The sequence below is a fragment of the Micromonospora sp. L31 genome (assembly GCF_052068075.1).
Classification (GTDB): Bacteria; Actinomycetota; Actinomycetes; order Mycobacteriales; family Micromonosporaceae; genus Micromonospora; species Micromonospora purpureochromogenes.
The window spans coordinates 248,139-273,245 of the sequence record NZ_JBQHDC010000001.1 but is presented as its reverse complement, the minus strand read 5'-3'; the positions used below and the strand labels follow the sequence as shown (position 1 = coordinate 273,245).

At 72.5% G+C, this 25,107-nt stretch carries 30 protein-coding genes, 3 tRNA genes, 1 pseudogene and 1 riboswitch; of the genes and pseudogenes, 22 read left to right on the top strand and 12 right to left on the bottom strand.

Annotated features, from left to right (window positions below; all coding sequences use genetic code 11):
- Positions 1-2 precede the first annotated feature (2 nt).
- Positions 3-998, top strand: a complete 996-nt coding sequence (locus ACTMS9_RS01380; protein WP_441164418.1) for a ribonucleotide-diphosphate reductase subunit beta — start codon at positions 3-5, stop codon at positions 996-998.
- A 19-nt stretch (positions 999-1,017) separates the two neighbouring features.
- Positions 1,018-2,082, top strand: coding sequence for a DNA glycosylase AlkZ-like family protein (locus ACTMS9_RS01375; RefSeq protein ID WP_441163921.1), 1,065 nt, complete (start codon positions 1,018-1,020; stop codon positions 2,080-2,082).
- A 51-nt stretch (positions 2,083-2,133) separates the two neighbouring features.
- Here the strand turns inward: ACTMS9_RS01375 and bluB are convergent, their stop codons facing one another.
- Entirely contained in the window at positions 2,134-2,760 is a 627-nt protein-coding gene (gene bluB / locus ACTMS9_RS01370) for a 5,6-dimethylbenzimidazole synthase (RefSeq protein ID WP_441163920.1), read from the bottom strand.
- 36 nt (positions 2,761-2,796) lie between these two features.
- Positions 2,797-2,994: riboswitch (cobalamin riboswitch) on the bottom strand.
- A 72-nt stretch (positions 2,995-3,066) separates the two neighbouring features.
- On the opposite strand from bluB, the gene ACTMS9_RS01365 reads away from it, so the two are divergent.
- Positions 3,067-3,828, top strand: coding sequence for a crotonase/enoyl-CoA hydratase family protein (locus ACTMS9_RS01365; protein WP_441163919.1), 762 nt, complete (start codon positions 3,067-3,069; stop codon positions 3,826-3,828).
- Here ACTMS9_RS01365 and ACTMS9_RS01360 read toward each other — a convergent pair.
- The gene (locus tag ACTMS9_RS01360) at positions 3,821-5,305 is read right to left on the bottom strand and encodes a dihydrolipoyl dehydrogenase family protein (RefSeq protein WP_441143274.1); all 1,485 of its coding nucleotides are present in this window, start codon (positions 5,303-5,305) and stop codon (positions 3,821-3,823) included. The genes ACTMS9_RS01365 and ACTMS9_RS01360 overlap by 8 nt on opposite strands.
- Positions 5,306-5,396: 91 nt before the next feature.
- Here ACTMS9_RS01360 and ACTMS9_RS01355 point away from each other — a divergent pair, with 91 nt between their 5' ends.
- Positions 5,397-6,452 carry a serine hydrolase domain-containing protein gene (locus ACTMS9_RS01355; RefSeq protein WP_441143276.1) on the top strand — a complete coding sequence of 352 codons (1,056 nt, stop codon included), beginning with the start codon at positions 5,397-5,399 and terminating at the stop codon, positions 6,450-6,452.
- Positions 6,453-6,786: 334 nt separating this feature from the next.
- On the opposite strand, the gene ACTMS9_RS01350 is transcribed toward ACTMS9_RS01355, so the two are convergent.
- From ACTMS9_RS01350 to ACTMS9_RS01340, 3 genes and pseudogenes are all read right to left on the bottom strand, one after another.
- Positions 6,787-6,900, bottom strand: a complete 114-nt coding sequence (locus ACTMS9_RS01350) for a hypothetical protein (protein WP_441143278.1) — start codon at positions 6,898-6,900, stop codon at positions 6,787-6,789.
- A gap of 40 nt (positions 6,901-6,940) precedes the next feature.
- Positions 6,941-7,201: pseudogene (locus tag ACTMS9_RS01345) on the bottom strand (deoxyribodipyrimidine photo-lyase); the annotation flags it as partial.
- A gap of 21 nt (positions 7,202-7,222) precedes the next feature.
- Positions 7,223-8,140, bottom strand: a complete 918-nt coding sequence (locus tag ACTMS9_RS01340; protein ID WP_441163918.1) for a phytoene/squalene synthase family protein — start codon at positions 8,138-8,140, stop codon at positions 7,223-7,225.
- Between the two features lie 64 nt (positions 8,141-8,204).
- Here ACTMS9_RS01340 and ACTMS9_RS01335 point away from each other — a divergent pair, with 64 nt between their 5' ends.
- The 11 genes from ACTMS9_RS01335 (at position 8,205) to ACTMS9_RS01285 (ending at position 14,859) form a co-directional block, all read left to right on the top strand.
- Positions 8,205-9,359, top strand: a complete 1,155-nt coding sequence (locus ACTMS9_RS01335; RefSeq protein ID WP_441163917.1) for a polyprenyl synthetase family protein — start codon at positions 8,205-8,207, stop codon at positions 9,357-9,359.
- A gap of 28 nt (positions 9,360-9,387) precedes the next feature.
- Entirely contained in the window at positions 9,388-10,869 is a 1,482-nt protein-coding gene (gene crtI / locus ACTMS9_RS01330; protein WP_441143284.1) for a phytoene desaturase family protein, read from the top strand.
- A 76-nt stretch (positions 10,870-10,945) separates the two neighbouring features.
- Positions 10,946-11,551 (top strand): isopentenyl-diphosphate Delta-isomerase, encoded by a 606-nt coding sequence (gene idi, locus ACTMS9_RS01325; RefSeq protein WP_441163916.1) that lies wholly within the window; start codon positions 10,946-10,948, stop codon positions 11,549-11,551.
- Positions 11,541-12,482 (top strand): MerR family transcriptional regulator, encoded by a 942-nt coding sequence (locus ACTMS9_RS01320; RefSeq protein ID WP_441143288.1) that lies wholly within the window; start codon positions 11,541-11,543, stop codon positions 12,480-12,482. Before idi ends, ACTMS9_RS01320 begins: the two co-directional genes overlap by 11 nt.
- A gap of 73 nt (positions 12,483-12,555) precedes the next feature.
- Positions 12,556-13,356 carry a polysaccharide deacetylase family protein gene (locus tag ACTMS9_RS01315; protein ID WP_441143290.1) on the top strand — a complete coding sequence of 267 codons (801 nt, stop codon included), beginning with the start codon at positions 12,556-12,558 and terminating at the stop codon, positions 13,354-13,356.
- A gap of 155 nt (positions 13,357-13,511) precedes the next feature.
- Positions 13,512-13,584, top strand: a tRNA-Glu gene (locus ACTMS9_RS01310).
- Positions 13,585-13,617: 33 nt separating this feature from the next.
- Positions 13,618-13,694, top strand: a tRNA-Asp gene (locus tag ACTMS9_RS01305).
- 101 nt (positions 13,695-13,795) lie between these two features.
- Positions 13,796-13,869, top strand: a tRNA-Phe gene (locus tag ACTMS9_RS01300).
- 352 nt (positions 13,870-14,221) lie between these two features.
- The gene (locus ACTMS9_RS01295) at positions 14,222-14,476 is read left to right on the top strand and encodes a hypothetical protein (protein WP_441164443.1); all 255 of its coding nucleotides are present in this window, start codon (positions 14,222-14,224) and stop codon (positions 14,474-14,476) included.
- Positions 14,473-14,547, top strand: a complete 75-nt coding sequence (locus ACTMS9_RS01290) for a hypothetical protein (protein ID WP_441164417.1) — start codon at positions 14,473-14,475, stop codon at positions 14,545-14,547. The genes ACTMS9_RS01295 and ACTMS9_RS01290 overlap by 4 nt, the downstream gene beginning before the upstream one ends.
- A gap of 156 nt (positions 14,548-14,703) precedes the next feature.
- Positions 14,704-14,859, top strand: coding sequence for a hypothetical protein (locus ACTMS9_RS01285; RefSeq protein WP_406039088.1), 156 nt, complete (start codon positions 14,704-14,706; stop codon positions 14,857-14,859).
- 130 nt (positions 14,860-14,989) lie between these two features.
- Here ACTMS9_RS01285 and ACTMS9_RS01280 read toward each other — a convergent pair whose 3' ends face one another.
- Complete coding sequence (locus ACTMS9_RS01280; RefSeq protein WP_441163915.1) at positions 14,990-15,181, bottom strand: hypothetical protein; 192 nt, start codon at positions 15,179-15,181, stop codon at positions 14,990-14,992.
- A gap of 83 nt (positions 15,182-15,264) precedes the next feature.
- On the opposite strand from ACTMS9_RS01280, the gene ACTMS9_RS01275 reads away from it, so the two are divergent.
- Positions 15,265-16,158, top strand: a complete 894-nt coding sequence (locus ACTMS9_RS01275; protein WP_441163914.1) for a HupE/UreJ family protein — start codon at positions 15,265-15,267, stop codon at positions 16,156-16,158.
- A gap of 18 nt (positions 16,159-16,176) precedes the next feature.
- Here the strand turns inward: ACTMS9_RS01275 and ACTMS9_RS01270 are convergent, their stop codons facing one another.
- Entirely contained in the window at positions 16,177-16,536 is a 360-nt protein-coding gene (locus tag ACTMS9_RS01270; RefSeq protein WP_441163913.1) for an ArsR/SmtB family transcription factor, read from the bottom strand.
- A gap of 66 nt (positions 16,537-16,602) precedes the next feature.
- On the opposite strand from ACTMS9_RS01270, the gene ACTMS9_RS01265 reads away from it, so the two are divergent.
- A complete protein-coding gene (locus ACTMS9_RS01265) occupies positions 16,603-17,673 on the top strand; it encodes a cation diffusion facilitator family transporter (RefSeq protein WP_441163912.1) in 1,071 nt (356 codons plus the stop codon).
- 204 nt (positions 17,674-17,877) lie between these two features.
- Here the strand turns inward: ACTMS9_RS01265 and rox are convergent, their stop codons facing one another.
- Together rox and ACTMS9_RS01255 are read right to left on the bottom strand one after the other, a co-directional pair.
- Complete coding sequence (gene rox, locus ACTMS9_RS01260) at positions 17,878-19,305, bottom strand: rifampin monooxygenase (RefSeq protein ID WP_441163911.1); 1,428 nt, start codon at positions 19,303-19,305, stop codon at positions 17,878-17,880.
- Between the two features lie 316 nt (positions 19,306-19,621).
- The gene (locus ACTMS9_RS01255; RefSeq protein WP_441143327.1) at positions 19,622-19,948 is read right to left on the bottom strand and encodes a hypothetical protein; all 327 of its coding nucleotides are present in this window, start codon (positions 19,946-19,948) and stop codon (positions 19,622-19,624) included.
- 100 nt (positions 19,949-20,048) lie between these two features.
- Between ACTMS9_RS01255 and ACTMS9_RS01250 the strand changes: the two genes are divergently transcribed.
- From ACTMS9_RS01250 to ACTMS9_RS01240, 3 genes are all read left to right on the top strand, one after another.
- Entirely contained in the window at positions 20,049-20,408 is a 360-nt protein-coding gene (locus tag ACTMS9_RS01250; RefSeq protein WP_441143329.1) for an ArsR/SmtB family transcription factor, read from the top strand.
- Positions 20,405-21,100, top strand: a complete 696-nt coding sequence (locus ACTMS9_RS01245; RefSeq protein WP_441163910.1) for a cation diffusion facilitator family transporter — start codon at positions 20,405-20,407, stop codon at positions 21,098-21,100. Before ACTMS9_RS01250 ends, ACTMS9_RS01245 begins: the two co-directional genes overlap by 4 nt.
- A 222-nt stretch (positions 21,101-21,322) precedes the next feature.
- A complete protein-coding gene (locus tag ACTMS9_RS01240) occupies positions 21,323-21,505 on the top strand; it encodes a hypothetical protein (protein WP_441143333.1) in 183 nt (60 codons plus the stop codon).
- 61 nt (positions 21,506-21,566) lie between these two features.
- Here the strand turns inward: ACTMS9_RS01240 and ACTMS9_RS01235 are convergent, their stop codons facing one another.
- Positions 21,567-22,577: a hypothetical protein gene (locus tag ACTMS9_RS01235; RefSeq protein WP_441163909.1), complete on the bottom strand. Its 1,011-nt coding sequence runs from the start codon at positions 22,575-22,577 to the stop codon at positions 21,567-21,569.
- Positions 22,578-22,749: 172 nt separating this feature from the next.
- Here ACTMS9_RS01235 and ACTMS9_RS01230 point away from each other — a divergent pair, with 172 nt between their 5' ends.
- Positions 22,750-23,265 carry an SRPBCC family protein gene (locus ACTMS9_RS01230; protein WP_441143337.1) on the top strand — a complete coding sequence of 172 codons (516 nt, stop codon included), beginning with the start codon at positions 22,750-22,752 and terminating at the stop codon, positions 23,263-23,265.
- Positions 23,266-23,415: 150 nt separating this feature from the next.
- On the opposite strand, the gene ACTMS9_RS01225 is transcribed toward ACTMS9_RS01230, so the two are convergent.
- Entirely contained in the window at positions 23,416-24,120 is a 705-nt protein-coding gene (locus ACTMS9_RS01225) for a DUF2786 domain-containing protein (protein WP_441143339.1), read from the bottom strand.
- 118 nt (positions 24,121-24,238) lie between these two features.
- Here ACTMS9_RS01225 and ACTMS9_RS01220 point away from each other — a divergent pair, with 118 nt between their 5' ends.
- Positions 24,239-24,652 (top strand): hypothetical protein, encoded by a 414-nt coding sequence (locus tag ACTMS9_RS01220; protein ID WP_088959459.1) that lies wholly within the window; start codon positions 24,239-24,241, stop codon positions 24,650-24,652.
- A 38-nt stretch (positions 24,653-24,690) separates the two neighbouring features.
- On the opposite strand, the gene ACTMS9_RS01215 is transcribed toward ACTMS9_RS01220, so the two are convergent.
- Complete coding sequence (locus ACTMS9_RS01215; RefSeq protein WP_154940641.1) at positions 24,691-25,080, bottom strand: hypothetical protein; 390 nt, start codon at positions 25,078-25,080, stop codon at positions 24,691-24,693.
- Between the last annotated feature and the right edge of the window lie 27 nt (positions 25,081-25,107).

The window sequence follows — 25,107 nt, the reverse complement described above, 5'->3', positions numbered from 1 at the left end:
CGATGCTGCTCGACCCCGGCATGGACCTGACCCTGCGCCCGATGCGCTACCCGGACTTCTACGAGCGGTTCCGGGCCGCCATCCGCAACACCTGGACGGTGGAGGAGGTGGACCTGGCCTCCGACGTACCCGATCTGGTGACGCTCTCCGCCGGCGAGCGGCACCTGGTCCACCGCCTGGTGGCGTTCTTCGCCACCGGCGACTCGATCGTGGCGAACAACCTGGTGCTCAACCTCTACCAGCACGTCAACGCGCCCGAGGCCCGCCTCTACCTCTCCCGCCAGCTCTACGAGGAGGCGGTGCACGTCCAGTTCTACCTGACCCTGCTCGACACCTACCTGCCCGACCACGACGAGCGGGCGAAGGCGTTCGCGGCGGTCGAGCACATCCCGTCGATCCGCGACAAGGCGGAGTTCTGCTTCCGCTGGATCGACTCGATCGGCGGCCTGCACCGGCTGGAGAGCCGGGCGGAGCGGCGGGCGTTCCTGCTCAACCTGATCTGCTTCGCGGCCTGCGTGGAGGGGCTGTTCTTCTACGGCGCCTTCGCCTACGTCTACTGGCTGCGCTCGCGTGGGCTGCTCTCGGGGCTGGCCACCGGCACCAACTGGGTGTTCCGCGACGAGTCGATGCACATGGAGTTCGCCTTCTCGGTGGTCGACACCGTCCGCGCCGAGGAGCCGTCGCTGTTCGACGAGGCGATGGCGGATGAGGTGCGGACCATGCTGGACGAGGCGGTGACGGCCGAGCTGGCCTTCGCCCGGGACCTCTGCGGGGACGGCCTGCCGGGCATGAACACCGCCGACATGCGTCGCTACCTGGAGTACGTGGCGGACGCCCGGCTCGCCCGGCTCGGCCTGCCGCCCGCGTACGGGTCGACGAACCCGTTCCCGTTCATGGAGTTGCAGGACGTGCAGGAGCTGACCAACTTCTTCGAGCGGCGGGTGTCCGCGTACCAGGTGGCCGTCGGCGGTGAGGTCAGCCTGGACGACGACTTCTGAGGGCGCATAGCCTCGGCTCATGCCTGTCCACCGGCTCGATCGGGTCGACGCCCGGCGGATCGCGGTGCGCGCCCAACTGCTGGACGCGCACCGCCCGCCGGACCTGCTGACCGTGGTCAACAGGTTGACGTTCCTGCAACTGGATCCGACGGCCGCCGTGGCGCCCAGCGCCGACCTCGTCGCGTGGACGCGGCTGGGCGCCGGGTACCGGCCGGACCACCTGCGACAGGCGGTGGAGCGGGACCGCACCATGTTCGAGCACCAGGCCATGGTGCGGCCGACGGCGGACCTCGGGCTGCACCTCGCCGAGATGGCGGCGTGGCCGCCGGAGGGCTCGCGCAAGCACGCCTGGCTGGCGGCGAACGCCACGTTCCACCGGTTCGTGCTCGACCTGCTGCGCGACTCCGGCCCGCTGCTCTCCCGGGACGTGCCGGACCGCAGCGTGGTGCCGTGGCCGTCGACCGGCTGGACGAACAACCGCAACGTCACCCAACTGCTGGAGATCCTCGCCGCCCGGGGCGAGATCGCCGTCTCCGACCGGGTCGGTCGGCAACGCCGGTGGGATCTGGCCGAGCGGGTCTACCCGGCCGGCACGGCGGCCGTCCCGGCGGACGAGGCCCGGCGGACGCGCGACGAGCGGCGGTTGCGTTCGCTGGGCATCGCCCGGGCGTCGGTCGTCGGGGAGGCCGGTGAACCGGCGCAGGTCGAGGGCACCGCCGGCGGGTGGCGGGTCGACCCGGCGGCCGTCGGTCAGCCGTTCGCCGGCCGTACCGCGCTGCTGTCGCCGTTCGACCGGCTGGTCCACGACCGGAAGCGGACCCGGGAGCTCTTCGACTTCGAGTACGTCCTGGAGATGTACCTGCCGAAGGCGAAGCGCCGCTGGGGCTACTTCGCACTGCCCGTGCTGCACCACGACCGACTCGTCGGCAAGGTGGACGCCACGGCCGACCACCGGGCCGGCATCCTGCGGGTGCACGCCATCCACCAGGACGTCCCGTTCGACCCCGCCGTCACCGCGGCGGTGGACGCCGAGTTGGCGGCGCTGGCGGCCTGGCTCGGCCTGCCCACGGTCAGCGTGGCGTGAAGAGTTGTCGTCGCTGGGACGACCACAACTCTTCACACAGTTCGCGACGGGTCAGCGACTGCCTGTCCACCGGTCGGTGTGCAGGGCCTCGGCCAGCGGGCGCTTCTGCCGCCAGCCGTGCCGGGCCAGGTCGGGCACCTGTTCCAGGTGCGTCACCGGCCCGACGCAGAGCCAGGCCACCGGCCGGATGCCGGCGGGAATGCCCAGCAGGTCAGCCAGGAACGGCTCCCGGTAGAAGGAGACCCAGCCGACGCCGAGGCCCTCGGCGGTGGCGGCCAGCCAGAGGTTCTGGATGGCCAGGCAGACCGAGTAGAGGCCGGCGTCGGCGATGGCGTGCCGGCCCAGCACGGCCGGGCCGCCCCGCGACGGGTCGTAGGTCACCACGATCGACAGGCTCGACTCCAACACACCGTCGATCTTGATGCGGGCGAACCGTGCTGCCGCCTCGTCGGAGAGGGTGGCCGCGAAGGTGTCCCGTTCCGTCCGGACGTGCTCGTGGAAGCGGCGGCGCAGCCCGGCGTCCCGGACCAGGACGAAGTCCCACGGCTGTGAGTAGCCGACGCTGGGCGCGGCGTGCGCGGCGTCGAGGACGCGGTGCAGGGTGTCGTCCGGCACCGGCGCCCCGGTGAACTGGGCCCGGACGTCCCGGCGACGGTGGATGGCGGTGTAGAGGTCCACGGCAGGCTCCCGCTGCGCAAGGCCCACCCCGGACGGGTGGGCGGTCGACGCGAGGCCGGTCTTCGGACTCCCGGATCGACGCCTGGCCGCCCGCCTTCCCAGCCGTACGGCCAGTGGCTGCGCTCTCGCGCGTGGACGGTGGCTCCCCGGTCACCGCGGCGGGCCCGTGCCGGATTTGCACCGGCTTCCCGATTCTCCCCGCGCACGCGGGGCACCTCGCATGATCGTTGCCGTCGCGATACTAGTGGCCCATCGGGCGCCGGCACGCCCTGGCGTGCCGGCGCCGCCGGGCGGCATGCTGTGCCGATGGCCGTACACGTCACGCACGACGGACCGGTGACCACGGTGATCCTCGACCGGGCGGCGTCGCGCAACGCCGTCGACGGTCCCACCGCGCGGGCGCTCGCCGACGCGTTCCGCGCCTTCGAGGCCGACCCGGAGGCCCGGGTCGCGGTGCTCTGGGGCGCCGGCGGCACGTTCTGCTCCGGCGCCGACCTCAAGGTGATCGGCACGCCCAGCGGCAACCGGGTCGAGCCGGACGGCGACGGCCCGATGGGTCCGACCCGGATGCCGCTGTCCAAGCCGGTCGTCGCCGCGATCTCCGGGTACGCCGTGGCCGGCGGCCTGGAGCTGGCGCTCTGGTGCGACCTGCGGGTCGCCGAGTCCGACGCGGTGCTCGGGGTGTTCTGCCGGCGCTGGGGCGTACCGCTGATCGACGGCGGGACGGTCCGGCTGCCGAGGTTGATCGGGGAGAGCCGGGCGATGGACCTGATCCTCACCGGTCGCCCGGTGCCCGCCGAGGAGGCGTACGCGATGGGGTTGGTCAACCGGTTGGTCGCGCCGGGTGAGGCGCGGGCGGAGGCCGAGCGGTTGGCCGCCGAGATCGCCCGCCACCCGCAGACCTGCCTGCGCAACGACCGCGCGTCGGTGCTCGCCACCGCCGGCCTGACCGAGCCGGAGGCGCTCGCCACCGAGCTGGCGTACGGCATGCGGTCGCTGGACACGGACGCGGCAGCCGGCGCGGCCCGGTTCGCCGCCGGCGCCGGCCGCCACGGCGCCGTCAGCTGAGGTCGCGCAGGGCGTCCTCGATCGCCCGGTGGAACGTCGGGTACGCGTAGATCATGTGTCGGAGGTGGCTCAACGGCACCGCCGCGTGCACCGCCACCACCAGCGCCGACAGCACCTCGCCGCCGGCCGGGCCGACGGAGGTCGCGCCGACCAGCACGCCCTGGTCGGCGTCGGCGACGAGCTTGATGAAGCCGTCGTTGCCGGCCTTGTGGATCCAACCCCGGGCGGACGACGACAGCTGGGCGATGCCGACCTGCACGTTGATGCCGCGCTGGCGGGCCTGGTGCTCGGTGAGGCCGACCGCACCGACCTCCGGATCGGTGAAGGTGACCCGGGGCAGCGCCCGATAGTCGGCGCGGGGCAGGGTACCGGCGGCACCGCTCGGGCCGGTCGCGGTCATCGCGCCGCCGACCGCGCTGGCCGCGCCCATCGCACCGCCCACCACGCTGGCCGTCCCGCTCGGGTCGGGGCCACCGTCGGCGTGTCGGGTGCGGTCCAGCACGTCGGCGATGACGATCGCCGCCTGGTACATCGCGATGTGGGTGAAGGCCCCCTCGCCGGTGACGTCACCGACCGCCCAGACACCGTCGGTCACCCGCATCTGCCCGTCGACCGGCAGGTAGCGCTGCCCGGGGTCCACGCCGATCGTGTCCAGGCCCAGCTCCTCCAGGTGCGCGCGACGCCCGGTGACCACCAGCAACCGCTCCGCGTGGAACGCGTCGTCGCCGGCGTGCACGGTGAAGGTGCCACCGTCGTGGCTGACCCGGTCCGCCTTGACGCCGGTGCGGATCTCCACCCCGTCCGCGCGCAGCGCCTTCTCGGCCACCTCGGAGGACTCGGGCTCCTCGACCGCGAGCACCCGGTCCGCCGCCTCGACCACCGTCACCCGTACGCCGAACCGGGCGAACACCTGCGCCAGCTCCAGCCCGATCGCGCCCCCGCCGAGCACGAGCAGCGATTCGGGCAGCTCCTCGACCTCGATCGCCTGGTGGTTCGTCCAGTACGGCGTGTCGGCCAGCCCTTCGATCGGCGGCACGGACGGCCGGGTGCCGGTGCCGAACACGATCCCGTGCCGGGCCTGGATGACCTGGTCGCCGACGCGTACCCGGCCGGGGCCGTCGAGCCGGGCGCTGCCGCGCAGGAACCGCCCACCCTTGCCGGTGAACCGGTCGACCGCCACCGTGTCGTCCCAGGTGTCGGTGGCCTCCTCGCGGATCCGCTTGGCCACCGGCGCCCAGTCCGGCTGGACCTGGGCCGAACCGGCCAGCTCGTTGACCCGCCGCGCCTCGGCGAGCGCGTTCGCCGCCCTGATCATCATCTTGCTGGGGATGCACCCCCAGTACGGGCACTCCCCGCCGACCAGGTCCCGTTCGATGCCGACGACGCTCAGGCCGGCCTCGGCGAGCCGCCCGGCCACCTCCTCGCCGCCGACGCCCAACCCGACCACGACCACGTCCACCACTTCCGGCTCCGCCATGCCGTCAGCATTCCCCAGCCACCGGACGCCGGCCAGCGACCGCACCAGAATTCCCGCGCCCGTAATCATTCCTACCGCCTACGGTGGCCGCATGCCCGATCGCTTCGCCCCCGTCGGCGACTGCTTCCAGGATCTGCTGGCCACCGGCCGGGAGACCGGCGCCGGCCTGACCATCTGGTACGACGGCCACCCGGTGGTCGACCTGGGTGCCGACAGCCGCGGGGCGTGGCGGCCGGACACGCTGGTGAACGTCTACTCGGTCGGCAAGCCCGTCGCGGCGCTCTGCCTGCTGCTGCTCGTCGACCGGGGTCGGCTCGACCTGGACGACCCGGTGGCGACCCACTGGCCCGGGTTCCACGCCCCCGCCACGGTCCGCCAGGTGCTGAACCACACCGCCGGCCTGCCGACCTTCCCGGTGGCCCGGCCGGCCGAGGCGGTCGCCGACTGGGAGCTGCTCTGCGCCGACCTGGCCGCCGCCGACCCGGAGTGGGAGCCGGGCAGCGTCGCGGGCGAGCACGCCTGGACGTACGGGCACCTGGTGGGCGAGCTGGTCCGTCGGGTCGACGGGCGGTCGGTGGGGCGGTTCCTGGCCGAGGAGATTGCCGATCCGTGGCGCCTCGACCTGGGCTTCGGACTCGGGGCGGCGGACCAGCGGCGGTGCGTGGACCTGTCGTACGGCGATCCGGCCTGGCCGGTGCGGATGCTGGGTGAGCCGGGGTCGCTGCGGGCCCGGGCGCTGAGCAACCCACCCGGCGGCCTCGACCTGGCGGTGGTCAACAGCCCGCTCTGGCGGGGCGCGCTGGTCCCGGCGGTCAACCTGCACGCCACGGCGTCCGCGCTGGCCCGGCTCTACGCGGGCCTCGCCGCCGACGGCACCCTCGACGGGGTACGCCTGTTCAGCACCGAACTGGTCGCCGAGGCCACCCGGGTCCAGTACGACGGCCCCGACCTGGTGCTCGATCGCCGGGCCTGCTGGACGCTGGGGATGCAGCGCGAGCCGGACGGGAGCTGGGGCATGGGCGGGATCGGCGGCAGCAGCGCCTGGGCCGACCCCGAGCGGGGCTACGTCTTCGCCTACGCCACGGCCCACCTGGCCGACCACGACCGGGTGGACGAACTGGTCGAGGTGCTGCACTCCTGCCTCTGACCTCGGCGGCAGCATGACCCTGCGTCACGAGCACCAAGCATCACCCACCGTGACAGCCCAGGATTCCCCCGCATTGCCACTCGGACGCTTTGCTCTGCTGCCGCCACGGCGACACCTGCACTGAGCAGCGCATCCACTCAGGGCCACCCTGGCGGCGGGGGTCAGGGACCGTTACCGAGGGTTGCTGTTGCCGGGGAGGCAGCAGAGCAAAGCGTCTGAGCAGGTGCTCCGATGGAAGCGACACTCTCACGGCCAGTACATGCTCTCGGTGGCCGTCGCGGGTGGGGCAACCCCCGTGGGCGCGCACCATGGCGAGTCGCCGCCCGCGCATGGGTCAGCGCATCCAGACCGGGTCGGCGCCGGGCACCTCCAGCGGCGGCGGATAGTCCAGCTTCCGGCGTACGTCGTCGGGGAGCCGCCACGGCTGGTGCACCGCCTTCCCCGCCACCGACGCCAGTTCGGGAACCCACCGCCGGACGTACCCGCCGTCCGATCCCCTCGGCGCCCACCTCCCGGGCCAGCCGGATCGTCTCGGCCACCGGGTCGCCCCGGCGCACCACCAGGTCACCGCCGCGCCGGCGCAGTTCCTCGCGCAGCTCGGCCAGGCACTGATGCAGGAACCGGGTGCGGTTCGGCGACCTGTCGGCCAGCGCCGGGTCGAGCACGTACAGCGGCACCACCCGGTCGAACGCCGCGCAGGCGGTGGCGAGCGCCGGGTGGTCGTGCACCCGCAGGTCGCGGGTGAACAGCGCTCACCGCGGTCGGCGTACTCACTGCGAGACCAGGCTCGGCCCGGGTACGGCGACCGGGCTGCCGGTCGGGGTGAGCAGGGCCCGGGCGGCCACCGCCAGCCGGCGGTGCTGTGGCACCAGCGCCCGGCGGACGAACACGTCGTAGCCCTGCGCGGCGACCTCGTCGAGGATCCCGCCGTAGAGCGCGTACGCGGTCCGCATGCACGCCTGCGAGGCGGGGTTGAGCAGGGTGATGCCCGGTGCGGCGGCCGCGTAGTGCGCCTGGGCGCGGCTCACCTCGTACTCGATCAGGTCCCGGATCCTCGGTGTGCTGCGGGCCTGTTCCTTCGCGGCGAGCAGGTCGTCGCGGGTGACGCCGAACTTGGCCAGGTCCTCGTCGGGCAGGTAGGTGCGGCCCCGGTCGAGGTCCTCGGCGACGTCCCGGATGAAGTTGGTGAGCTGGAAGGCGAAGCCGAGCTGGCGGGCCGGCTCGCGGGCCGCCGCCGGGTCGGAGCTGCCGAGGATCGGCAGCATCATGGTGCCGATGACCGCCGCCGAGCCCTCCATGTAGTCGAGCAGGTCGTCGTAGGTCGGGTACGACAGCACGGTCAGGTCCATCGCCATGCTGCGCAGAAACGACGCGAAGTCGGCGCGGTCGAGATCGAAAACGGCGATGGTGTGCAGCACGGCCGGGAGCAGCGGGTCGTCGACCGGCTCACCGTGCAGGCCGGCGACGAACTCCGACGACCACTCGTCCAGCCGGGCGGCGCGCTCGGCGGGCGGCAGCTCCTCGGTGCGGTCGACGATCTCGTCGGCGTGGCGCGTGAATCCATACAGGGCGTGCACATGACGTCGTTTCCACGCGGGGAGCAGCCGGGTGGCGAGATAGTAGGTGCGACCATGCCGTCGGTGCAGCTCCTGGCAGCGGGCATAGGCAGCGGTGAGATCGGTGTCCACCGGCCCTCCTCGAATTCGACGCAGCAATCGACGCAACTCGTAACCCTAGGGTACGCTCGCTCCCATGGCCAACGACGCAGTCGCGGGTAATGCGCTCCGCGTCGCGCCGGCACAGCCGGGAGCGACGGACGATCCGGTCCGCGGCGTACTGGCCGCGTTCACGAAAGAGCTGATCAAGGGGGTGGACGACACCCTGGCGGCGTTCCTGGCCGCCGAGGTCGGCTCACTCACCGAGATCGACGCGGCGATGGGCGGCTTCGCGGCCACCGCGCGCGACTGCGTGCTGGCCGGCGGCAAGCGGGTCCGGCCGACCTTCGCGTACTGGGGCTGGCGCGGGGTGGTCGGCGGCGCGGAACCGCTGCCGACGGTGCTGCCGGCGTTCGCCGCCCTGGAGCTGCTGCACACCTTCGCGCTGGTGCACGACGACGTGATGGACGGCTCCGACACCCGGCGCGGCCGGCCCACCGCGCACCGGGCCGCCGCCGCCCGGCACGTCGCCGCCGGGTACGCCGGCGACCCGGCCCGGTTCGGCGAGGCGGTGGCCGTGCTCGTCGGCGACCTCTGCCTGGTCTGGGCCGATCGGCTGCTCAGCCATGCCACCGTGGCGCCGGCCCGGCTGTTCGAGGTGCGGCGCTGCTACGACCAGATGCGGATCGAGACGATCGCCGGGCAGTACCTCGACGTGCTGGGCGAACACGATCCGGCGAACTGGTCGGTGGACCGGGCGCTGCGGGTGGCCCGCTACAAGACCGCCAGCTACACCGTCCAGCGCCCGCTGCTCTTCGGCGCCTGCCTGGCCGGTGTCGCCGCCGACGCGCCACTGATCGCCGCGTACACCCGCTACGGCCTGGCCGTCGGGGAGGCGTTCCAGCTCTGCGACGACCTGCTCGGCGTCTACGGCGAACCGGCGACCACCGGCAAGCCGGCCGGCGACGACCTGCGTACCGGCAAGCCGACCGCGCTGCTATTGCTGGCCCGCCAACTGGCCACCCCCGGCCAGCGGCGGGCGCTGGAGCGGGCCGGCCGGGTCACCGGCGCCCGGGACGTGGCCCGGCTCGCCGAACTGGTCGCCGACACCGGGGCGGTGTCCCGGGTGGAGCGGATGATCTCCGACCGGGTGTCCGAGGCGCTGACCGCGCTGCACACCGCGTCGATCGACGAGACCGCGCGCACCGCGCTGACCGGCCTCGCCACCGCCGCGACCAGGCGGCGGGCATGATGAGCGACCTTGCGAAGGAGGTGGTCACGTGCGGACCGTGAACGGGCGTACCGACCGGGTGGTGGTCGTCGGCGCGGGCCTTGGCGGGCTGGCGTGCGCGCTGCACCTGGCCGGCAGCGGCCGGCAGGTGACCGTGGTGGAGCGCGAGCCGGTGCCGGGCGGCCGGGCTGGCCGGCTGGCCGTCGAGGGGTACGAGTTCGACACCGGCCCCACCGTGCTCACCATGCCCGACCTGATCGCCGAGGCACTGGGCGCGGTCGGCGAGGAGCTCGACGACTGGCTGGACCTCACCCCGGTCGACCCCGCCTACCGGGCCTACTACCCCGACGGCTCGACGCTGGACGTCATCACCGACACCACCCGGATGGCCGCCGAGATCGCCCGGGTGTGCGGCCCCCGCGAGGCCGACGGCTACCTGCGCTTCGTGGACTACGCGCGCAACCTGTGGCACTGGGAGCGGACCGACTTCATCGACCGCAACCTGGACGCCCCGACCGACCTGCTCACCGCCAACCTGGTGAAGCTGCTGGCCAACGGCGCGTTCCGGCGACTCCAGACGAAGATCAACCAATTCTTCCGGGACCCGCGTACCCAGCGCATCTTCTCCTTCCAGGCGATGTACGCGGGCCTCGCGCCGCACGACGCGCTGGCCATCTACAGCGTCATCGCGTACCTCGACTCGGTGGCCGGGGTCTACTTCCCGCGCGGCGGCATCCACGCGGTCTCCCGGGGCATGGCCGGCGCCGCCGAGAAGCACGGCGTGCAGTTCCGTTACGGCACCACGGTGACCCGGGTGGAGACCGCCAACGGCCGGGCCACCGGCGTGCTCACCGCCGACGGCGAGCTGATCCCGGCCGACGTGGTGGTGCTCAACCCGGACCTGCCAGTCGCCTACCGTGACCTGCTGCCCGCGGCCCGCCAACGGAAGTTGACCTACTCGCCGTCCTGCGTCGTGCTGCACGTCGGCTCGACCCAGGGGTATGAGAAGATCGCCCACCACAACATCCACTTCGGACGGAAGTGGAAGGGCACCTTCGACGAGGTCATCCGGCGCGGTGAGCTGATGACCGACCCGTCGCTGCTGGTCACCAACCCCAGCCGGACCGATCCGGCGGTGGCCCCGGCCGGGCGGCACACCTACTACGTGCTGGCGCCGGTTCCCAACCTCGAACGGGGCCCGTTCGACTGGCGCGGCGACCTGAGCCGGCGCTACGCCGACCAACTCGTGGCGACGCTGGAGGAGCGCGGGTACGTGGGCTTCGGCGCCGGCATCGAGGTGCTGCGTACGATCACCCCCGCCGAGTGGGAGGAGCAGGGCATGGCCGCCGGTACGCCGTTCGCCGCCGCGCACAGCCTCTTCCAGACCGGCCCGTTCCGCCCGTCGAACCTGCACCGGCAGCTGCCCAACGTCGTGTTCACCGGCTCCGGCACCCAGCCCGGCGTGGGCGTACCGATGGTGCTGATCTCCGGGAAACTGGCGGCCAACCGGATCACCGGTGCCGGGCGGTGAGCGCGCGGAGCGCGGCCCGGCGGCGCGGCACACGCAGGACGGGCGCGATGCACACGCGGAACGGGGGGCGGGTCCGGTGACGTCCCGGGAAGGGCACCTGGTCGAGCTGGTCGACGACCGCGGCAACGTGCTCGGCGAGGCCACCGTGGCCGCGGCGCACCAGGCGCCGGGGCGGCTGCACCGCGCCTTCTCGGTGCTGCTGGTCGACCCGGCCGGCCGGGTGCTGCTGCAACGGCGGGCCCCGATCAAGACCCGGTTCCCGCAGCGCTGGGCCAACTCCTGCTGCGGCCACCCCCGACCGGCCGAGTCGCTGGTGGAGGCCGCCAACCGCCGGCTGGCCGAGGAGCTGGGCACCGCCCCGGTCACGCTGACCGAGGTCGGCGTCTACCTCTACTACGCCGAGGACCCGGCCACCGGCCGGGTCGAGTTCGAGTACGACCACGTGCTGCGGGCCGACGTGCCGGCCGACGTCACCGTGCTGCCGGACCCCGACGAGGTGTCCGAGCTGCGCTGGGTCGACCCGGTACGGCTGATGGCCGAGATCGACGCGGACCCCCGCGCGTACGCGCCCTGGCTGGGCGGGGTGGTGAGCCGGCTGCTGCGCGCCGGCGGCCCCGCCGACACCACCATCCCGTCCGGCGTTCCGGCGGACGACGCGTCGGAGCGGTCGGGTGGCCGATGAGGCGCTGAGCGCGGGGGCCGTCGCACGCCGACTGGGCGTGGCGGTCACCACGCTGCGTACCTGGCACCAGCGCTACGGCCTCGGTCCCAGCCAGCACGTGCCGGGTCACCACCGGCGCTACACGTCGGCCGACCTCGCGCGCCTGGAGATCATGCGTCGGCTCACCGCGGAGGGGATCACCCCGGCCGAGGCGGCCCGCTGGGCGAAGCAGAGCCCCGGGGTCGGTCCCGCCGCCGAGGTGCGGCTGCGCGCCGGAGCCGGTCGGGACGGCGGCGGGCAGACGATCCCGGTCGGCCGGGCCGGGCCGGTCGCCCGTGGTTTGGCCCGGGCCGCCATGCGACTGGACTCGGCGGCGATCAGCGAGACCATCGCCAACGCCCTCGCCCGGGACGGCGTGGTCGCCACCTGGGACGGCCTGCTGCGCCCGGTGCTGGCCGGCATCGGAGAGCGGCACGCCGCGACCGCCGGTCTGATCGAGGTCGAACACCTGATGTCCCGGTGCGTGTCCGAGGCGTTCGCCACGGTGGCCCGACCCGGCCCGGCCGCCGGCCCGGCCCGGATCCTGCTCGCCTGTGCCGACGAGGAACAGCACACCCTGCCGTTGGAGGCGTTGGCCGCAACGCTCGCCGAGGCGGGTGTGGCGTATCGCATGCTGGGTGCCCGGGTGCCGCTCGCGGCGCTGATCGAGGCGGTGAACCGGACCGGACCGGCCGCGGTGGTGCTCTGGTCGCACACCCGCGCCACCGCCGACCCGCGGCAGCTGTCCGCCCTGCTCGGGATGGTTCGACGCCCCCTGCTGGTGCTCGCCGCCGGCCCCGGCTGGCAGGCCGACACACTGCCCGCCGGAGTGGTCCGGCCGGTCGACCTGACCGAGGCGGTGTCGCTGGCGTTGGCCGTCCGAGACTCGCTGGATCAGTCGGGCGGGGCCTGACCGACCCTGCCGGATCGGCGCGTCGTCCACTACCGTCGGGGCCTACCGCTACCCGACCCCCCTCGGAGTGACGATGCGTGCACGCCCCGTCCTGGCGGCCGCCCTCGGCCTGGTCCTGCTCCTCGCCGGCGGCTGCGGCGAACCGCAACGGGACCCCCAGCAGGCCTCGGCACCCGCCCCGACGGCGGCGGCGAGTCCGCCGCCGGCGACCATCCCGTCACCAACAGCAACCCCGCAGCCGACCACGAAACCCAAGCCCCGGCTGCGGCCGAAGCCCACCACGCTGCCCGCGGGCCTGCGGCGCGCCACCGGGGTACGCGCCGTCGCGCTGACCTTCGACGACGGCCCTGACCCGGCCTGGACGCCGAAGGTGCTCGACCAGTTGCGGGCCGCCCGGGTCAAGGCGACGTTCTGCCTGGTCGGCACCGAGGTACGCGAGCACCCGGAGCTGGTCGTCCGGATCGTCCGTGAGGGTCACCAGCTCTGCAACCACAGCTGGCGGCACGACTTCGACCTGGGCCGACGGCCGGTGGCCGAGATCCGGGCCGACCTGGCCCGGACGAACCTGGCCATCCAGGCCGCCGTGCCGGGCGCCAAGGTGCCGTTCTACCGCCAACCGGGCGGCCGGTGGACGCCGGAGGTGGTGGCGGTGGCCCGGCAGCTCGGCATGCGGTCGCTGCACTGGAGCGTGGACCCGCAGGACTGGGCGAAGCCGACCGCCGCCACCCTCGCCAAGCGGGTCCACGGCGCCGCCCGCCCCGGCGCGATCGTGCTGATGCACGACGGCGGGGGCGATCGCAGCCGGACCCTGGCCGCCTGCCCGCACCTGATCATCGACCTGAAACGGCGCTTCGGCATCGCCCCACCCCGGTGACACCCACCCTGACCTGCGGTTTTGACGGGGAATGTGCCAGCTGCCATACCGGTTTGGTCCACTGACGGGGCATGGCATATGCTTCTCATGCCTCCGGCGGGGCCGGATGGGAGCAAGTCCGCTTGAAGTTGCGAGTGTGCAATGATGGCGGGGCCGCCCTCATCGTCTAGCGGCCCAGGACGCCGCCCTTTCAAGGCGGTAGCACGGGTTCGAATCCCGTTGGGGGCACGGTCCGGCTCACGCCGGATGCAACACCAGCCAGGTCCTGTGGAGCAGTTGGAGTGCTCGCCGCCCTGTCAAGGCGGAGGTCGCGGGTTCAAGTCCCGTCAGGACCGCCAGCGCCGACGCCGCGTGAACCATTGCGCGGCGTTCTGCGTATCGGAGCATGTGACCCTTTCGGCGGAGACCCCGCCTTCGGGTAGCATGGACCGAGCACCACGGCCAGGTAGCTCAGTTGGTACGAGCGTCCGACTGAAAATCGGAAGGTCGGCGGTTCGACCCCGCCCCTGGCCACATAGCCTTTCGCCGGGCTACTAGAGCGCCGACCAGCGGAAACGTGGGTCGGCGCTCTGCTTTACGCCCCGCCAGCCCGTCTGTCCGGTCTGACCCCTCGTTGACCGCGGAATCCCGCTGCTGGCCGCCCCTTGCCGCACGTAGATCGCACGGCCACTCGTCATCCCGGCCGGCCGGGGAAGCGTCGCCGACCCCTGCCTTGCAAAGATCATGCGGTTTGTCGGCGAACGTCGGCTGCTGCGGCTGACCTGCTCGGCTTGTCGGCTGCCGCCGCTTCTCGCTCCGGTCTGTCGGCCGGCTTGGCGGTACGGATGGCTGTACAGCCGTCGTCCCCGCTTCTCATACTCGACCGGTGACTGCTGCGGATCTTCCGGCCCGGTTCAGACCCATCATCGAGCAGGTGGTCGAACGGATCGCCGCCGGCGATTTCGACGGCCTAGCGCGGGACTACTCGCGACCGGACCACGACTTGGGCGTCTGGGCACGCGATTACCCGGCGACGTTCATCCCACTGCCGCCCGAGGCGTGGAACCACGCCGAGGCCTACTCCCTTGCTGGAAGGTCGACGTCGACCTCTGGTCTCGCGAGGAAGGCAGAAGCGACATGACCTTGCAGGTAACGGTCTGGGAAGAGGCCGGCGCAATCAAGCTGACCATCGATGACCTGCACGCTCTCTAGTAGCGGTGCCGCCGCCACCGCACCGTCGGTTTGGAAGTCCGTGGATCACTGTCAACCGATGTCCCGAATCGCCCTGCTCAGCCGGTTGGCGTTGGTGACCGCACGACCTGCGCCACACCGGGCATCGCCGCGCAGACCGGCGCCACCCTGGCTGACTTGATGAAGCGACTCGGGCACTCGTCCATGGCGGCGGCTCGCCGGTACCTGCACGCCGTCGACGGCCGAGACCGGGAGATCGCCAAAGCGCTGTCGGAGCTGGCCGCGCACGGGGATGTCGCGCGACTGCCCCGGCACATCACCATGCGCGGCTAGCGGCGCAGCAGCGCATACGATCCCGCCGCCGTCACCAGTAACAGCAGTGACACCGCGAACAGGGCGCGTCCAACCGGAAAAGGCATGGAGATGAGGAAGGGTGCCTGTTGGACCACCAGGCCCGCACCGATCATGGCCTGGCGCTGCCGATGCGCATGGGCTGGGACTGCTGGCTCGCCGTCAGGCGTGCAAGCCGAACCCAGGCTGCGGGAAACCGTCGTGACATGGCCACACGCACGCCGAGTGCAGCCGCGGCGAGACCGAGGACCACGGCCACCAGGCGCAAAGCGATCATGACCGGGTCCTCGCCATCCAGGCTCATGCGCCCATCATCGGAGGGGCGTCAAGGCCGCAATCGCATGACAGCTCGCACGGCAGCCTCCGCCGGCTCCCTGACCTGCCGAAATGCCCGTGCCTGAAAATCAGAAGGTCGGCGGTTCGACCCCTGCCCACATAGCCTTTCGCCGGGCTACAGATATCCCCACCAGCGGAAACGCCGGTAGGGCCACCGTCGCCGACTGGCACGTCAATCCGGTCCTGGTCGACATCGTGGTTGCCCTGAGCCTGGTGTTCGTCGGCGTGGTCGGTCTGCGCGGCCGGCCGAAGAACTGGACCGGGTTCGCCGCCGCTGTGTTCGCCTTCGGCCTCGTCCACGGCCTGGGCCCGGCCACCCGGTTGCAGGACGTGGGCCTGCCCTCGGACGGGCTGATTCCTCGGGTGCTGGCCGTCAACCTCGGCGTCGAGATCGGCCAACTCATCGCGGCCATGGCCATGCTCATGATCGGCGACGTGCTACGTCACTACCTGCCCCGCCTGCGGGATGTCCGGCTCTCACACGGTGCGCTGATCGCCGCCGGTGTCGTCGCCGCAGCGGTCCTGGCCATCACCTCCGGCCCTGACGCGCTGCGCCCGGTGCAGGCCGCTGCCGATCCGGCGAACAGCTGCGAGGTGCGCAACCGCACGGAGACGTTCCCGGCCGGCGGTGGGCACCCGGTCAAGGACTTCTTCGAACCGGGCGAGGTCGTGCGGGCCACGTCGTTCGGGCACGTCATCGGTGACGGGTACGTGATCGTCACCTACCGGCCGGACCTGCCAGCCGAGCAGCTCGCCCAGGTGCGGGCCTTCGTCACCGACTCCACCGCCGGCCGGGTCGTCGGCGGCGCTGCCCCTGACCAGGCCGAGGCGGTCAAGGCCGTGCACGCATACCGCACCATCGCCTGCGACGCGGTCGACGTCGACGCGGTCCGTGGGTTCACCCGCGAGTGGTTCGCCGACCCCCGTTCCAAGGTCGGCGAGTAGCCGCACCCGCCTCGCACGTCAATCGTGGTCGGGGATGCCGCCCACCCGGTGAGACGCCGCCTGCATGACCTCGTTCACCAGTCGCCGCACATGCCCACCTCGGGCGGAGTAGAGGGCCCGCCGGCCGTCACGCCGCACGACGACCAGCCCGGCCAACCGCAGCTTGCCGAGATGCTGCGACACCGCCGGCCGCGCCACCCCCAGCGCCGCTACCAGCGCCGTCACGTCGTGTTCGCCGCCGACGAGTAGCCACATCAACCGCAGCCGAGTGCCGTCGGCCAGCATCCGCAACATCTCCGTAGCCGCCTCTATGTGGCCATCAGCAGGGAGGCGTTGTTGCAGGTCACTGGCACCTGCACCATTGTCGCGTGCGTACATGGGCACATATTATCGCCGCCGTCGGGGGTACCGACTGTCATGCCGCCCGGGACGTTGGGAGACGCGGTGAACGACCACGACCACGAGCAGGACCACGGTCACGACCACTCGCACGATCACGGCCACCATCACGGTGGTCGGCTCGCCGCCTGGTGGCATCGGCTGACGCATGCCGTGGTTCCGCATTCGCACGACTCCCGCGCGAAGGTCGACCCCGCGCTGGAGTCTTCCCGCGAAGGGCTACGTGCCCTGTGGATCTCGCTGGTCGGCCTCGGAATCACGGCCATCGCCCAGGCGGTCATCGTTGTGCTGTCCGGCTCGGTCGCCCTGCTCGGCGACACCCTGCACAACGTCGCCGACGCCCTGACCGCCGTGCCGCTGGGCATCGCCTTCCTCCTCGGCCGGCGCGCCGCCACCCGCGCCTACACCTACGGCTACGGCCGGGCCGAGGACATCGCCGGGATCATCATCGTCGCGGTCATCGCCGCCTCCGCCGTCGCCGCTGCCTGGACCGCCATCACCCGGCTGCTGCACCCGGCCGAGGTGACCCACCTGCGCTGGGTGGCCGCCGCCGGCCTCGTCGGCTTCATCGGCAACGAACTCGTCGCCCGCTACCGCATCCGCGTGGGCCGTCGCATCGGCTCCGCCGCCCTGGTCGCCGACGGCCTGCACGCCCGCACCGACGGCTACACCTCCCTCGCCGTGCTCCTCGCCGCCGGCGGCACGGCCCTCGGCTGGCACCGGGCCGACCCGGTCGTCGGCCTGGTCATCGCCGTCGCCATCGCCTTCGTCCTCAAGGACGCCGCCCGCGAGGTGTACCGAAGGCTCATGGACGCCGTCGATCCTGAGATTGTCGACCAGGCCGAGAGCACCCTCCGCGCCGTAGACGGCGTCCGCGACGTGGCCGCGGTTCGGCTCCGCTGGATCGGTGACCGACTGCACGCCGAAGCCGAGCTGGTCGTAGACACCCACCTCAGCCTCGTCGCCGCACACGAAATCGCCGCCGACGCGGAACACCAACTCGCGCATGCCGTACCCAGGCTGACCAGCGCTACCGTGCACACGGATCCGCATTGCCACCCCGGCGGACACCACCATGCCGAGTTGTCACATCGACGCCGGCAGTGCCTCGACTGAGATCGGAAGGCGGCAATCCCGCCTCGGTCCCTGGCGTCCGAGCCGTGCCTACACCTCGTCCTCGTAGTCGAGACAGCCGTGGCTGCGGCTGGTGACTTCCTTGGTGGATGCGTGCCACCGCATTACGGTCGGCTCAAGCCCCAGTTGCCTGGCGGGACAGGTGTCCGCAGGCATCGTCGTTGCCCGTGCGAAATCGCTGCGCGCTCAGCTGGCGGCAGCGCCGAACCACCTCGGCAGCTGGCTGAGGAGGTCCGCCTGGTCTTCGCCGGCCCAGGCCACGTGACCGTCCGGCCGCAGCAGCACGGCGGGCGCATCCAGTTCCTCGCTGCCGTCGACGACGTGGTCGATCCGGTCGGCCCACCCGGTGACCGAGAGTCGGCCGGTTCGGTCGAGGAGCAGTCCGCGACCATCGTGCAGCAGCTCGTAGAGGCGGCCCCGCTTCAAGCCGATGTCGCGCATCCGCCTGCCGAGCAGTTCGTGCCCGTCGCCGAAGTCGTAGCGGACTCCGATCGCAGTGATCTTCTCGATCAGGTACCGGTGCACGTTCTCGAAGTCCATCAGTTCCGACACCAGCCGGCGCACTGCCTGGGGGCCCGGCTCGGGGGACAGCAGCTGCATCTGCGCCCGGGTGTTCTCCAGCACGTCGGCGGCCACCGGGTGCCGTTCGGTGTGGTAGCTGTCCAGCAGCCCTTCCGGCGCCCAGCCGTTGATCTCGGCGGCCAGTTTCCAGCCGAGGTTGAACGCATCCTGGATGCCGAGGTTGAGCCCCTGCCCGCCGACCGGCGGGTGGATGTGCGCCGCATCGCCGGCCAGCAGCACCCGGTCGACCTGGTAGCGCTCGGCCTGGCGGGTGGCGTCGCCGAAGCGGGAGAGCCAGCGCGGTGAGTGCACGCCGAAGTCGGTACCGGCGAACACCCGCAGCTGTTGCCGGAACTCCTCGATGGTCGGCGGGACCATGCGGTCCTCGGCCAGCCCCTCGGCGGGCACGATGACGCGGTGCACCCCTTCCCCGAAGGGCGCGACGCCGAACCGCTTGTGGGTCTTGCGGACTTCGGCCACGACGGCGGCCAGCTTCTCCGGTGGGGCGGTCACCTCCATCTCGCCGAGCAGCGTCTCGACCCTCGTGGGCTCGCCCGGGAAGCCGACGCCGAGCAGCTTGCGTACCGTGCTACGGCCGCCGTCGCAGCCGACGAGGTAGCGCGAGCGCAGCTGCGTGCCGTCGGCCAGCTCAGCGGTCACCCCGTGGTCGTCCTGGCTCAGCCCGACCACCTCGCAGCCGCGCCGGATCTCGGCGCCGAGCTCGGTGGCGCGCTCGGCCAGCAGGCGATCGGTGATGGTCTGCGGGATGCCCAGGACGTAGGGATGCGCGGTGTCCAGCCGGATGGGCGAGGGCTTGTCGATGCCGGCGAAGAAACCACCGACCGGGTACTGCTGGCCGTACGCGAGGAACCGCTCCAGCAGACCGCGCTGGTCCATCACCTCGATGCTGCGCACGTGCAGGCCGAGCGCGCGGACGAACGCGGTCGGCTCCGACTCCTTCTCCAACACGAGCGCGTGCACGCCGTGCAGCCGCAATTCACTGGCCAGCATCAAGCCCGTCGGTCCGCCGCCGGCAACGATCACGTCAAACATGAAACCCCCCATTGCATTTCGGCCAGCTGCTACCGCCCACGTATCTTCACGAATCTCTGATTTCCGCAGGTCCTGGCCTCGGCCGGCAATTCTGTGGCACGACCCGGGTCTTGCCGCAAGGCCCCCCGTGCGCTATATGTTGAGAGTGGCAAGGGATGAGCCTCTGATCCTGCCCCTGACCACATAGCCTTTCGCCGACTACAGAGATCCCCGCCAGCGGAAGCGCCGGTGGGGATTTTGCTGTTGGTGGCCCTACCAGGGAGCTGTGCGGCGCACGGAGCTGTCGCACGACTGCCCCGGAGCGGGCGGTTGGTGACTAGTCCCGCCGCAGGACGAACCAGCCCGCCGCGGTGGCGGCAAGGAGCATCGCCACCGCGAGCAGAGCGGTGCCGAGCACAAAAGACGTAGGGATCAGAAACGGAGCCTGCTGGATCAGCAGACTCGCCCCAACCAGCGCCATGCCGCCGCCGACGCGGACGGGCTGGGATCGGTGGCTCTTCGTCGGACGCCCGGAGCGAAGCCAGGCCCGGGGAAACCGTCGCGACAGGGCGACGCGCACGCCGAGTACGAGCACGAAGAGGCTGACGACCACGATCACGAGACGGCCGGCCACCAACAGCGGGTCCGTGTCACTCGGGCTCATGCGGCCATCATTGACGCGGTGTCAAGGTCGCCCCTGAGAGCCGGCCGTCCCTGTTGGCCCGGATTGCAGATCGATCGCTGGAGCTGGCTATCATCCCGCCATGGCGATTGATTGCCCTCCCGGGCTGGCCCCCGCGGTGGCGTTGTTCCGGTCTCTCGGCGACCCGACCCGGCTGGCCATCCTGCGCCGGATCGCGACCGGGGAGGCCCGGGTGGTGGATCTGACCGGCGAGCTGAGGTTGGCGCAGTCGACGGTGTCGAAGCACCTGGCGTGTCTTCGTGACTGCGGGCTGATCGACTATCGGGCCGAGGGCCGCCAGTCGTTCTACGCCCTGACGCGGCCGGAACTCCTGGACCTGCTGCGCTCGGCCGAACAGGTCCTCGCCGCGACCGGCGAGGCGGTCGCTCTGTGCCCGACCTACGGGACGTCGACCGAGCCCTCGGCGGAGGTGCCGGCGTGAGCGCCTCGCTGCTGACCCCCGAGCGTCGGGCGGTGCTGTCCCGGCGCAGCCTCTGGCTCGCCTACGCCACCGCCGGCTACAACCTGCTGGAGGGCCTGGTCGCCATCGCCGCCGGCGCGGCCGCCTCGTCGACGGCGCTGATCGGCTTCGGCCTGGACTCGTTCGTCGAGGTGTCCAGCGCGGCCGTGCTGATCTGGCAGTTCCGCTCCCGGGTGCCCGAGGCTCGGGAACGCCTGGCGCTGCGGCTCATCGGCGCGTCGTTCTTCGCCCTCGCCGCCTGGGTGACCTTCGACGCCGTCCGCTCGCTGCTGGCCGGCGGCGATGCCGACGCCAGCCCGGTGGGGATCGGCCTCGCCGTGGCGTCGCTGCTCGTGATGCCGCTCCTCGTGGCGGCCAAGCGCCGCACCGGACGGGAACTCGGCTCGGCAACGGTCATGGCCGACTCGACACAGACCATGCTCTGCACCTACCTCTCCGGGGTACTGCTCGTCGGCCTGGTGCTCAACGCCACCTGGGGCTGGTCGTGGGCCGACCCGATCGCCGCGCTCGTCATCGCCGGCGTCGCGGTCAAGGAAGGCGTCGAAGCCTGGCGGGGTGAGCACTGCGACGACTGCGCACCCCTGCCTGCCGTCGACGCCACCGTCGACTCCCCGGGCTGCGCCGATGGCTGCTGCACCGACCGGAAGGCGTGACCGGACCGTCGTCGAACACCGGACCGAGGATTTCTCTTTCAATTCCTGTCAACAGCCGCAGCAACAATTGACAACGTGTCACGATCTTGACAAGAAGCGGTAGCCAATACGGCGCACCCTGCTTGCTCGTGGCCGCAGATGACGATTGTCGGCGGGTCCCGTAGATCGCCGTCACAGGAAGGCGACGATCGATCAGACGGATCGTCGGCCTAGCCTGTGCGCATGGACGGCGGGCTGACCTACGAACGACTGGCGCGGCTGGGCCTCCATCGATGGTGGATGCCGCCGGTTGCTCTGGCGGCAGCGGTGTCGGTCGCCGCCGTGACGGCGCCCGGCGAGCCGCACATCGGCCAGCAGCCCGACGCCGGTCACCCCGTCGTCCGGGACACCGCCGGCGTTCCCTAGGACCCGCGACGGTTTCCCACTCGTCATCGGAAGCCGCGGAGCTGAGGCGCCGGGTGTCGCGTCAGCGGTCCCGGCGCTGCTGCCCCTGGCGTCGCTGCGCCATGCCGCCCTGGATCGCCTCCCAGACGCTCCGACCAGCCTGCCGCAGCGTCTCGCCCGCCTGCCCGGCGAGCTGGGACGCCTGCGCGGTTCCACCCTGCTGCCGCCCGCCCTGGGTCGATCCGCCGCCCTCGGCCGCGCCGCGCGACTCGCGGTCGCCCGCGGTCGTACCCCGGTCGGCGGGCCGGCCCCCCTTGGCGCCCGCCCGGCCGGACGGCACCGGGCCCAGCGGCGGCTCCTGCGGCGAACCCGCCGGCAACGGACCGGCCGGCGACTCCGGGCGAGGCCCCGCGGGCCGCTCCGGTGCGGTCGGCGCCGATTTGCCGGCGGTCCGCCCACCTGACGGGCCCTCGGGGCCCGCCGGCCTCCCACCGCCTACGCCGGCGGCCGCGCCGCCCTGCTGGCCAGCCTGGCCCGTCTGAGGTCCGGCCTCAGCGCCCTGCCGCCCCGGCTGCCCGGCTCCAGCGGCCCCACCCACCTGCGCTCCGGCCGGCATCCCCTGCTGCTGCGCCACCTGCCCGACCAGTTGGCCGGCCTGGCCCACCTGCTGGCCGGCCTGGTTGACGACCGGCGTGGCCGCGTTGGCGACCCGGTCGGCCACCCGGTTGACGTCGTTCAGCGTGAGGTTCGCGCTGTTGGCCAGCGCGGCGATGATCTGTGGGTTGCGGTCGATGGTGCTCAACGCCCGGTCCAGGATCTCCAGCACCTTCTCCAGCCGGACCTTCAGCACCGCCTCCGCGCGGACACCCTCGATGTCCAGCTCCACCTGTTCCAGGTGCACCCGCACGCCGGCGTCGAGCTGGAGCAGGTTGGCCAGCCGGGCGCGCAGCGACAGATCCGCGTCGAGCCCGTCCACCGCCAGCCGGAGCGAGTCGACGGACAGCCCGGGGACGTCGAGCAGGACGTCCGGCTCGAGCTCCGGGCCCCCGCCGGTCCGGTCCGGTCCGCGCGCCGCCGCCCCGCTCTCGCTCATGCTTCCCGCTCCCTAACCCGAGGCCCGGCCGTCGGGCCACGTCAGGCGCGGTTACCCGGTTTCCCGGTGGCCATCCGTGCCGAATCCGACACGGTGGGTTCCGATCGACTGTCCGGAAGGGGGCAGTACGCGAAGCTGCACAGCGAGGCATCAGCCGGTATGGTCCGGGCCTATGGGACAGGAGATGGCGGACGTCCGGCAGGACGTCGAGCGGTACGCACTCCGCAGCATCCTCCTCGCCCCAGCCACGGCAGAGCAGGCGTTCGCGGTGTTCACCGGGGCGCTGGCCGACTGGTGGGTCCGCGAATACACCTGGTCGGGGCCGGAGGCGCTGGCCGAGCTGGGGATCGAGCCGAAGGCCGGCGGCATGCTCTACGAGATCGGCCCGTACGGCTTCCGCAGCGACTGGGGCCGGGTGCTCACCTGGGATCCGCCGAAGCGGCTCGTCTTCACCTGGCAGATCGGCCCCGACCGGGTGCCGGTGCCGGATCCGGCGCGGGCCAGCGAGGTGGAGGTGCTGTTCCTGCCCGACGGGTCGGGGCAGACCCGGATCGAGGTGGAGCACCGGCATTTCGACCGGCACGGCGCGGCCGCCGAGGGCTACCGGGAGGCGCTCACCGCCGGCTGGCACGAGCTGCTCAGCCGCTACCTGGACACCCTCACCCGGTACGACGCCGAGCCGGGCTGACCCAGCCCACCGGCCGGCCCGACCACGCGCTCACCGGCGGGCCGTTGAGCCGGCGACGGCTGATCCGGGCGGCCGAACGACGGCGACACGAGCGGCAGGTGGGCCCCGGCCGGAGCCCCACCGCTCGGCCGGGGACGGGAGCAGCGTGGCTCAGCCCGCGATCCCCCGATCCCCGGCACCGTCGACGACTCCGCGACCGCCGAGGTCCGCCCGGCGGCCCGCCTCGGCCCCGGCGCCGAAGCCGGTTCCGGCCAGCCGGCGGACCGGGGCGGTACGCAACCTCGGGTAGACCTCGGTCACCCGGCGGGCCACCCGGTCCGAGCGGTCCGCCAGGACCAGCGCGACCGATGGGCCGTCCCGTTCGGCCACCGCGCCCGCCTCGGCGGCTCGCAGCCGCTCCCCGACCACCCGGGCGAAACCGGCCAGCCAGGAGCGGCGGAAGGCGGCCGGATGCTCGCCGGCCGGCACGGCCGTCCCGGACAGCCCGTGCGCGGCCTGCACCAGCAGCGACGTGAAGAGCAGGTCGACCCGTTCCAGGTCGCTGGCGAAGCCGAACAGGTGCAGGGCGAAGCCGTCACCCCGGGCCCGGCGTACGCAGCGGCAGCGCAGCGGGTCGGCGACGGCGGCGAGCAGCCCGGCCTTGTCCCGGGCGTACGGGGCGACGACGTCGACCACCCGGTCGCCGACCAGGTCGGTGGCCGGGTCGCGAGCGGCCAACAGCGCCCGGTCGACGCCGTAGCGGGCGATCAGCTCGGTGGCCTTCGCGGTGAAGGCCGCCGACTCGGCGGGCGTGCAGGCCGGATCCTCGGCCTTGGCCAGCAACTTGCGCACCTTGCTCAGCATCGCCTCGGACATGTCACCAGAGCTATCACATCGGCGGGATGGTCCACTGCGGACGAACCACCGGTACCATCACCACGCTCGGCACCCTGTCCGCAACGCAGGGTGCACCCCCATCCCTGGAGGCAACCGCATGGCATCCCCGGTCGCCCGCCTGGCGGCAACCACGGCGGCGCTGTCGCTCCTCGCCCTCGGCTCCCCCGCACAGGCCGCCCCCGAGACCAACCTGTTCGAGTCGTACGCCACCTGCTACGGCGGCGCGGTCCGCTCGTACTTCCAGACCGGCGGCTGGGGCGGCGACGCCGGCCCGTACCGCACCAGCACCCGGTGCAAGGACATCAACGTCCGCAACGCCAGCGAGTTCGGCGTCGAGGCGTGCGTGATCTTCGTGGACAAGACGGACCGGTGCAACTACCGGACGTACCTGCCGTCGAAGTCGGGCTTCATCACCGTGGCGACGAACGTGCGGGACGGGGTCCGGTTCCAGGTCCGCTTCGAGACGCTGCGCTACGAGTACGAGCCGCTGGTGGCGTACCACGCGTACTGAGGGAGGCCGGCGCGGCGCCCGAACCGGGCGCCGCGCCGTCAACCGGCCCGACTGCGCAGGGTGGCCACGGTCGAGCCGGCGAGAGTGAGCAGACAGTCCGGCAGCAGGCCGTCGGCGGCCGCCGCCCCGAACAGCGCCTCGCCGGTGTCCGCGTCGTGGTTGGCGTACGCGCTGACGAAGCGGGCCACCCAGCGGGTGTCGTAACCGGCCTCGTCGATGCCGGGAAAGTCCAGCGCGCAGGCGCCGGGCGGCGGCGGGTCGCCGACCATGGTGGCGGCCAGGCACCAGGCCACCCCGTACGCCCCGGCGAGCCCGGACCGGTCGACCACGGCGTCGAACGTTCCCACCACCGCGTCACCATCCCCGGCCAGCGCCGAACGGAGCACGGCGGTCGCGTCGTCGAGCGTCTGGTCAGGTACTTCGGTCACCTGCCGCACAGTAGGACGGCGGGTCAA